The organism is Microbacterium sp. UBA1097, from assembly GCF_002313585.1.
Classification (GTDB): domain Bacteria; phylum Actinomycetota; class Actinomycetes; order Actinomycetales; family Microbacteriaceae; genus Microbacterium.
On record NZ_DCBW01000056.1, the window covers coordinates 24,766 to 33,007 of the forward strand.

Genomic DNA, 8,242 nt, shown 5'->3' on the forward strand with positions numbered 1-8,242 from the left:
GCCGTAGCACGCGTAGCACAGGGCGATTCAGGCGGGTGTGGAGAGCTGCATCACCGCCCCCCCGGGGAGGATGCGGCTAGGCCCCGATCGTGCCGACGACCAGCATCCCGACGGCGACACCGTTGAAGACGATGTGGGTGAGCACGGCTCCCCAGATCCGCGCGGTTGCGACGACCAGGCCGGCGCACACGATCCCCACGAGTCCGAGGGTTGCTACCGACCACCAGGTGTAGGTATCAAAGACGAGGTGTAGCCCGATGAAGAGCACTGTCGTCACGGCGATGGCGGCGAACCCTGCCCACGAACGCGAGTTCGTCATCCGTCTGACCGCCGTGAAGATCGCGACCAGCAGCACGGCGCGGAAGAAGAACTCTTCGAGAAGCGGCGCGATCACGACCGGCGCGAGCACGCCGTCGAACCAGAAGGATGCCGGGAGTGACCCATCGATCGTCCCTGCTGTCGGCCACACGGCGGTGCCGGTGCCGGCGATCTCGAGGAAGCCCTGCGTGAAGCGCAGAATGACGCCGAGCACGATGCCGTAGAGCAGGTCGAACGGATGGAAGCGCAGCAGCATCCGGGGCCGCGAGCGCGCGAACGCGAGGATGATCGCGGCGAGCATCCCGCCCCACAGCGCGGCAAGCGAGAGCGCGGAACCAAGGGTGCCGCCCAGGAGCCGGTCGGCGAGGGTGGCGAGCAGGATGCCGGCACCGAGCAGCAGCACTGCCCATCCGACGAGTTCCCCGTCCCAGCGAGCGACAGTCGACCCGCCCGAACGCCACGAGTGGGCAGCCCGCTCGCGCCGCCTCGATCCCCGCGACGAATCCGACACCTGAGACGAGGATGAACGCCGCGAGGATCCGGGTGCTGCGGTCGAGTCCGAGCGCCTCGACGACCCTGGTTCCGGTGAAGGTCCTGTCGCCGCGCTAGACTCCGTCATAGGCGCCAGGGTACCTGCCGGGGCAATTCCTCGCCGGTTCGGCGCCAGAACCACACGCCTTCATCCGCATCGCGAGCGCGAGCGGACACTGTTCCGCCCGCCGTACACCAGCCGACACGCGAGGACCGCCGTGGCCTACCGCTCGAGCACGTCAAGACGCAGCTCCCGGGGCTCTGTCCCTACGTGGGTGTCAATTGCGATCGTCACGGTGCTCATCCTCGCCGTCGGGGGCCTCAGTTGGCTCGCGATCACGCGTACCCAGACCCCTCCCCCGACCGAGTCGCCACGGGTCACCCCGACGATGGGTGTCACGACCCCGAGCGCGACTCCCACCCCGACGCCGACGCCGACGGTCGCGGCGGCAACGGGCGCGAAGCAACGGTTCCTCGCGACATCCGACGGTGTGTGGTGGCGGGCGAGCGCCGGGCAGTGCGGGTCGATCGAGCCGCTGCTGGAGCGCTCGACCGATGCCGGGCAGACCTGGTCGGATGTCACGCCCCGCTATCTCGGAATCGGGCAGATTCTTTCGCTCTCGCCGTATGCGGCGGATCAGGGCCAGATGGTCGCGCTCATGGGCGCGGATTGCACGCTGCAGGGCATGCGCACCTTCACCGACGGGCAGTTCTGGGAGCCCAACGGCGACATCCTCGCCTCGTCGACCTACATCGATCCCGCGAATCCGGCGGCCGTCGTGACCCCTGCCGGCACACTCGACGCCCCCTGCGAGACACCGACCGGAGTCCACACAGGCGCCGGCACGACGGCAGTCATCTGCGGGTCGGATACCTCCCAGTCGACGGATGCCGCCACCTGGTCGCCCCTCGGCCAGGCCGGGGTCCTGGCGCTGACAGTGTCCGGTGACGGCCAGGTCACGACGGCTCGGGCGGATGCGGCATCCTGCACCGGGATGCTCGTCGCGGAGCCGGGGGCTGCGACCTGCATCCCGGGCGTTCCGACGGATGCCCCGGTCGCGCTCACCCTGGACGGCGACGGTGTGCCCTGGATCTGGGCCGGCGACGCCGTCGTTTCCGCCCGCTGACAGCGCGGCGCGAAACCACCCGTTTACATTCGGGCCCTAAGCTCGGTAGTGTCGGCGTGCATGGGGACGGGGCGTCGATACTCGACGTGGTGGGGACCAACGAGATCTGGGGATCAATGGTCGATGTACTAGTGGTGTGTACGGCGAACATGATTCGTTCACCCCTTGCCGAGTTGTATTTGCGTCGGAAATTCGCGGATCGGCTGGTCACGGTGCACAGCGCCGGCACGCATCCGGCGCCCAGCAACGCGATGACGCGGCGCGCCCGCGATGCTGCGAAGGCACTGGGGCTGTCGGTCGCGGATGCCGAGGCTCACCGTCCGCAGCTGCTCACCCATGAGATGGTCGAGCGCGCCGACATCATTCTCGGAGCGTCGCGGATCCACCGCAGCGTGTGCGTGCGGATGGATCTCAGCGCTCTCGGGCGCGCGTTCACGATTCGTGAGTTTGCGAGGCTCTCCGCCGCGGTTGACGACGATGCGCTCGAGCGTGCGCTGGATCGTGCCGGCGATGACCCGAATGCGCGGGTGCGTGCTGCGATCGACCTCGTGCGCGAGGTGCGGGGCACGATGGATCCGCTGGGTGATCCCGCGCTCGATGACGTGTTCGACCCGGAGTGCTCGCGTCGGCGCTCTCACTATGCCCGCATGGTGTCGGAGATGATCCCGGCACTGGATGCCGCCGCGGCGTTCGCCGACCGCGTCCGCGAGGCCGCGCCCGTTCGGTGAGCAGGCAGCCCCCATCCGAGCGACCCCCCGGTCGTTGAACGAGCGACCCCTCCCGGCCGCCGCCCGAGCGACGCGACGCCGCAGCCTCTACGCGTCCCGATCCTGCGGGCTGCCGATGCGTTCACGCAACGAGAGCGGAATGGTGGACGAGATCCGTGCGGGTCGACCGGCGAGCAGGTTCTCGGCCTGCCCGCGGATGTAGCCGGGCACGTGCGCCTCGATCGCCGGGTGCGCGGGCACCTCGCGTGTTGCTTCGACGATCGCGGCGAGCGTCTCATCGATCGCCGTCCGGGCCTCGCCGCCCGGCACACCCCAACTGATCGCCTCGGCGACCAGGTCATCAGCCGTGACATCGGGAAGACGTGTCACCCCGTTGATCCGCAGGGCGAGGGCATCCGTCGCGTCGTAGGCCAGAGCGAGGGACGCCGCGTCATAGATGGGCGCCAGCGTGATTCGCCCCCGATCATCGTGCAGCAGAGAGAAGTTCTTGGCGTGGGCGTCTGTGTTGCCGACGGCGACGGTGAACGCTGCGTATCGCGCGAGGCGTAGCCGGTCGGCGTACGGCGTCTCGAAGACGGTCCGTCCGGTGTCAAGAAGGCCCGCGATGCCTCGCAGGGTGGCGCTGGGGTTGTTCTGCTCGAACTTGTCGTTGCCACCCCATGGCAGTCGCAGCGCTTGCGCGGCATCCTCCTGATGGATGCGGCGAACAGTGTCACCGTCGACGATACGGTCGTAGCGTTCGACGACGAGCACGGGGCGGCCCGCGATGGTTTCGGTCCAGGTTTCGAATGCGAGAAGCCCGGCGTGCCGCGCGACCTGCAGCGCATAGTTCTCGCTCTCGACGGATGCCGCGTATTCGGCCGCGACGGGCTTGAGGATGTGGGTCGAGGGGATGACGCCGTTACCACGCCACCACGATCCGTCACGGCGTGTGAGCGCTGAGAACCCGGGAGTTCTCACCCCACCGGTCGATCGCCTCGCGCGACCAGCGCAGAACCACCCCGCCTCGCGCGGTGCGTTCGAGCGTTCCGATGCGTGTGTCATAGAGCCGGACGGGCAGGGCGTCGGTCATGATTCGGATGCCGCGGGATCGGAATCGTCGACCTCGGCGACCAGTCGCACGCCCAGTGCGGCGAGCACCTGCAGGTAGTGAGTGTCGAACCTCTTTGCGCGCCCGGTTTCGAGTTCGTGGACGTAGCGTTGGCCGACCCCGAGAGCTGCGGCGAGTCGGCGTTGCGTCCACCCGTGCTGTTCTCGGATGCGACGGATGAGCCGCCCGAGGTCGCTCGGGTCGTCAATGAGCACTCGCATGGGACGTCCCCCTGACGCCGGTGATTCCCGCTGCAACATCATACCCGCCTTGATGTTGTTTCGGGAATCACCGCGCAGCCGATTCCCGAACGACGTCAGGGACGGCAAGGCGCGAGCGAAGCACCCTGAGCCCATGCCTTGTGTAGCCGTACGGCGACAACGTAGAATGCAGCCGTACGGCGACAACCGCTCGTGCAGCCGTACGGCTGCACGACTGATCAGGGGGCCCGGAGTGTTGACAATGCGCGACGCGTCGGCAGTTGTGCGAGAGCTGCGCACGCAACGGGGCTGGACACAGCAAGACCTCGCCACACGAGCGCGATTGTCACGATCCTTCGTCGCCGATGTCGAGTCGGGCAAGCCGACGGTCGAGTCAGCGAAGCTCTTCGATCTCTTCCAGGCGCTCGGTTACGAGGTCGTGCTGCGGGATCTCGCGACCGGGCAGGTGCTGCGGTGACGGCATCCGAACTGGCGGTGTATCTGGATGGCATCCCGACGGGGATGCTCACCCAGTCGGCAGCAGGAAACGTCAGCTTCACCTATGACGCCGACTACCGAGATCGTCACGATGCGACTCCCCTGTCGCTCGCGATGCCTCTGAGTGCGTCGACACACCGAAAGCGCGTGGTGCTCCCCTGGCTCCAGGGGCTGCTCCCCGACAACGACGAGGCGCTCCGGGCGATCGGACGACGCTTCGGGGCGGCGCCCGGGAATCCGTTCGCGCTCCTCGAGCACATTGGGGCAGATGCGGCGGGCGCGGTACAGATCCTTCCGCCCGCTGAACTCGCGAGCGACGCGCGCGCCGAACAGAGCGCGCGGCCGGTCACCGAGGCGGAGGTGGCTCGGATGCTCGACCAGGTGGTTACCGAGTACACCGACGGCGTCGCTGTCGGGGATGGCGCTGGGCGCTTCAGCATCGCCGGCGCGCAACCGAAGATCGCGTTGTTCCGGATGCCGGATGGCCGCTGGGCGGTTCCTGAGGGAAGCCAACCGACCACGCACATCCTCAAGCCGGTCGTCGGTACCTTCCGCCGCATCGACGTGGTTGAGCAACTCACTCTGCGCGCAGCGGCTCATCTTGGGTGTGATGTCGCAACCGCGCGGCTCGGCCGTATCGGCGACTGGAACGTCTTGATCAGCGAGAGATACGACCGCCAGCGGACGGATGGGCGGTGGCATCGCCTCCACCAAGAGGACATGTGCCAGGCGCTCAGCGTGCCGCCGTCAAAGAAGTACCAGCAACGCGACGGGGGACCGGGCGTGGCCAGCATCGCTCAGCTCATCGGTTCCCTGCCGCTCGTCGCGGATCGCGAGGCGACCGGCGCCGCGTTCTTCCGCGCGTTCGTCTTCAACGTGGTGGCGGGGTGCACGGATGCTCACGCCAAGAACTACTCCCTCACGCTGAGGGGCCGCTCGGTGCGGCTCGCGCCACTCTACGATCTGCTGACGTACGCCGCGTACTGGGATGGCTCCGCGATCATCAGCAGCGCCATGAGCGTGGAGGGCGAGTACGCACTCGACCGAATCTCTGTGGCAGGTCTCGTCCGCACGGGGTCGCGATTCGGTGTACCCCCGAACGATGCATCCTCAGTCGTTGACGAGATCAGATCGGGTCTCGTCGAAGCTTTCGAGGCTGCTCGAGCCAGCATGGCCGACTTCACGCTCGCCCCCGACGCTGTCGCGGTGATGGATGCCGCGTTGGCAGGCGTTCGCCGCCTCCCGCTCGTCCGCGTTCGGTGAGCGAGCGAAGCGAGACGAAACGCCCCCAGGTACCCTCGATTCATGCCGATCGAGATCCTCACCGTCTGTACCGGCAACATCGTCCGCTCTCCCCTGTCGGAGCTGTACCTGCGTCTCCTTCTGGCCGATCTGCCGGTCGAGGTGGCGAGCGCCGGGACGCAGCCGCGTCCGGGCGAGGCAATGACCGAGCACGCGTGCGAGATCGCGGCTGAGCTCGGCATCCCGGCGGCAGAGATCGAGGCTCATCAGGCGAAGCGTCTTTCCGAGCCGGTGCTCGCCGGTCGCGACCTGGTGCTGGCGATGACGCGCGCGCACCGCAAGGCCGTGGTCGAACTCGACCCGTCGCTGTTGCGCAAGGCGTTCACGATCCTCGAGTTCGCTCGCCTGTCACGGCACGTGACGGATGCCGAACTCCACGAGGCCGGGGCGGATGCCGGCGACGACCCCCGGGCCCGCTTCCAGGCTGCCCTCGCGCGGGTGATCAGCGTCCGCGGCACTGTTGACGCGCCAGCCGATCCGGCAGAGGATGACGTTCTCGACCCGGCCGGCCGCAGCTGGAACACCTACGAAACCTCGATGAGCCAGCTCCTCCCGGCCGTGGAGGAAGTGGCTCGCGTCATCCGCAGCGCTCTCGTCTCGCGTCGCGCAATCGCCGAGCTGATGCCGCCCGCGCCCGGCGACTCGCTGTCGCCGCAGCTGCACGCGCTGCGCGACGACGAGCGTTTCTGAGATGGCGGTCTATCTCGATACCTCGACGGCTTCGTGACCTACGCCTGCCGCCGAGCCGAAGCGCTCACCGTTCTCGGGATACCTGTCATACAGCCCGCCTCCCGGCCTGAGTAACGCGCGCCCGCGGATCCGCGATTATGCAGGCGCGACAGCTCAGGTCAGGCCCCGAGCAGTGCAGCCGGGATCACCGCAATTCCATCCGACCTTCGGTAGGCGAGCTCGCCCGTGGTGATCACTGCCGCATCCGCGAGCTGCGGCCCGAGGCGGTCACGAAGCCAGCGCAGGTGCCGCACGTCGGAGTCGTCGACAGCAGCCGAGAGCTTGACCTCGAAGGCCACAACACGTCGTCCTCGTTGCACGATGAAGTCGACTTCCCGGTCGCCGTTGCGGGTGCGAAAGTGGCCGAGCCGCGCCTCTGCGTGGGATGCATACGCGTGGAGGCTGAGCGCGACCAGCGCTTCAAAGAGTCGTCCGAGAAGCGGCCCGTAACCGGAGCCGAAGAACTCCGAGGTTCGCGATCCGTCGCCGTCGAATCCGAGGAGTTCGTCAGAGTCGAGCTCGAGTAAACGGCACACGAGAGCGGGGTCGGCGAGGAAGTGCTTGGGTGCTTGAGAAAGACGACCGAGTTCATTTCCTCGCGGAACCCACGGCTCCACCGGATCCAACAGCCAGAGCGACGAGAGCACGTCTCGATAGGCGATCGCTGTCGTCTTGGCGGGTTTCGCGCCCTCAGCCGGCGTGGCCGCCTCGAGCACCGTCGCGTAGCTTGCCGTGGTCGCGGTGGCGGCGGCGTAAGCACGCATCCACCGCCGCAGGGTGTCGGGTGCCCGTACGACGTGACCCTGTTGGGCGAACTCGCGGTGGATCACGTTCTCAATGTAGGCGTCGAGTTGCAGTCGTTGACCCCGCGGGGCGAGTGATCTGATGCCTGGAAAGCCGGATGCCGTGATTTCACGAACATACTCCGGGAACCCCACGCTGCTGATGCCCTCGACTGACGCTTGGCTCGACAGCAGGTCGCCGAGCGATACAGTCACCGACCCGGGGAATCGTTCGGCGAGCGAGAGCGGCCGCATACGAAGCGGAACGATCCGGCCGGCCCCCGAGTGAACAGCCGCTCCGGGCGGATGCGCGCTCCCGGTGAGGATGACACTTCCGGTCGGCGCGCCGTCGTCCACCCATCGGCGAGCAACGTCCCACGCCTGGGGTGATCGCTGCCATTCATCGATGAGCAGCGGCGACGCGAGTGACCTGATGCGGTTGGGGTCGGCTTCGAACGCCTGGCGTTGCGAGTCATCGTCCAACCGGATGACGCTCTCGGCTTGTCGAGTGGCCGCCGCTGTCTTTCCGACTCCCTTCGGACCCTCGACGGCTACCGCTGCCACCTCACCGAGCGCAGCGGTCAGCTGCTGATCCATCAACCGAGGAAGGTAGCCATCCACGCGGCTAAACTACCATCCGCAGCATCCTTACGCTACCGATAGCATCGCTTTCACGCCACCAAACGCAGAGCCGGGCGCGACTCTTCTCGCGTCTGACTAATACCGATCGGCGGTTCAGTCGACGAGGCTGCGGATGTCGTCCGCAGAGAGTCCGCCACCGATGGCGTCGCCGTCGGTGTCGAGCACGCGGTCGAACAGTTGGGCTTTGGCGGTCTTGAGCGCCATGACCTTTTCTTCGATTGTTCCTTTCGAGACAAGCCGGTAGACGATGACGGGTCTGGTCTGACCGATCCGGTGGGCGCGGTCGATGGCCTGC

At 67.4% G+C, this 8,242-nt stretch carries 11 protein-coding genes; 5 read left to right on the plus strand and 6 right to left on the minus strand.

The window, feature by feature from the left end; translation table 11 throughout:
- Nucleotides 1–76: 76 nt before the first annotated feature.
- Entirely contained in the window at nucleotides 77–829 is a 753-nt protein-coding gene (locus B4F19_RS13230; protein ID WP_292735607.1) for a CPBP family intramembrane glutamic endopeptidase, read from the minus strand.
- A 295-nt stretch (nucleotides 830–1,124) separates the two neighbouring features.
- On the opposite strand from B4F19_RS13230, the gene B4F19_RS13235 reads away from it, so the two are divergent.
- Both B4F19_RS13235 and B4F19_RS13240 read left to right on the plus strand, forming a co-directional pair.
- Complete coding sequence (locus tag B4F19_RS13235; RefSeq protein ID WP_292735609.1) at nucleotides 1,125–1,976, plus strand: hypothetical protein; 852 nt, start codon at nucleotides 1,125–1,127, stop codon at nucleotides 1,974–1,976.
- 116 nt (nucleotides 1,977–2,092) lie between these two features.
- On the plus strand, nucleotides 2,093–2,704 hold the full coding sequence (locus B4F19_RS13240; protein WP_292735630.1) for a low molecular weight phosphatase family protein: 612 nt from the start codon (nucleotides 2,093–2,095) through the stop codon (nucleotides 2,702–2,704).
- A gap of 87 nt (nucleotides 2,705–2,791) precedes the next feature.
- Here the strand turns inward: B4F19_RS13240 and B4F19_RS13245 are convergent, their stop codons facing one another.
- The 3 genes from B4F19_RS13245 to B4F19_RS13255 are packed head-to-tail and all read right to left on the minus strand — an operon-like array spanning nucleotide 2,792 to nucleotide 4,015.
- A complete protein-coding gene (locus B4F19_RS13245; RefSeq protein ID WP_292735611.1) occupies nucleotides 2,792–3,664 on the minus strand; it encodes a HipA domain-containing protein in 873 nt (290 codons plus the stop codon).
- A complete protein-coding gene (locus B4F19_RS13250; RefSeq protein WP_292735613.1) occupies nucleotides 3,627–3,776 on the minus strand; it encodes a hypothetical protein in 150 nt (49 codons plus the stop codon). Before B4F19_RS13250 ends, B4F19_RS13245 begins: the two co-directional genes overlap by 38 nt.
- Complete coding sequence (locus B4F19_RS13255) at nucleotides 3,773–4,015, minus strand: helix-turn-helix domain-containing protein (RefSeq protein WP_292735615.1); 243 nt, start codon at nucleotides 4,013–4,015, stop codon at nucleotides 3,773–3,775. The genes B4F19_RS13250 and B4F19_RS13255 overlap by 4 nt, the downstream gene beginning before the upstream one ends.
- A 241-nt stretch (nucleotides 4,016–4,256) precedes the next feature.
- Here B4F19_RS13255 and B4F19_RS13260 point away from each other — a divergent pair, with 241 nt between their 5' ends.
- From B4F19_RS13260 to B4F19_RS13270, 3 genes are read left to right on the plus strand one after another with little or no spacing between them, the layout of a single operon-like run.
- On the plus strand, nucleotides 4,257–4,472 hold the full coding sequence (locus B4F19_RS13260; protein WP_292735617.1) for a helix-turn-helix domain-containing protein: 216 nt from the start codon (nucleotides 4,257–4,259) through the stop codon (nucleotides 4,470–4,472).
- Nucleotides 4,469–5,755: a type II toxin-antitoxin system HipA family toxin gene (locus B4F19_RS13265; protein ID WP_292735619.1), complete on the plus strand. Its 1,287-nt coding sequence runs from the start codon at nucleotides 4,469–4,471 to the stop codon at nucleotides 5,753–5,755. The genes B4F19_RS13260 and B4F19_RS13265 overlap by 4 nt, the downstream gene beginning before the upstream one ends.
- A 42-nt stretch (nucleotides 5,756–5,797) precedes the next feature.
- Nucleotides 5,798–6,484, plus strand: coding sequence for a low molecular weight phosphatase family protein (locus B4F19_RS13270; RefSeq protein WP_292735621.1), 687 nt, complete (start codon nucleotides 5,798–5,800; stop codon nucleotides 6,482–6,484).
- Between the two features lie 158 nt (nucleotides 6,485–6,642).
- Here the strand turns inward: B4F19_RS13270 and B4F19_RS13275 are convergent, their stop codons facing one another.
- Nucleotides 6,643–7,926, minus strand: coding sequence for an ATP-binding protein (locus B4F19_RS13275; RefSeq protein ID WP_292735624.1), 1,284 nt, complete (start codon nucleotides 7,924–7,926; stop codon nucleotides 6,643–6,645).
- Nucleotides 7,927–8,040: 114 nt separating this feature from the next.
- Nucleotides 8,041–8,242: DEAD/DEAH box helicase (locus B4F19_RS13280; protein WP_292735627.1), on the minus strand; the 202-nt coding region annotated here is incomplete at its 5' end.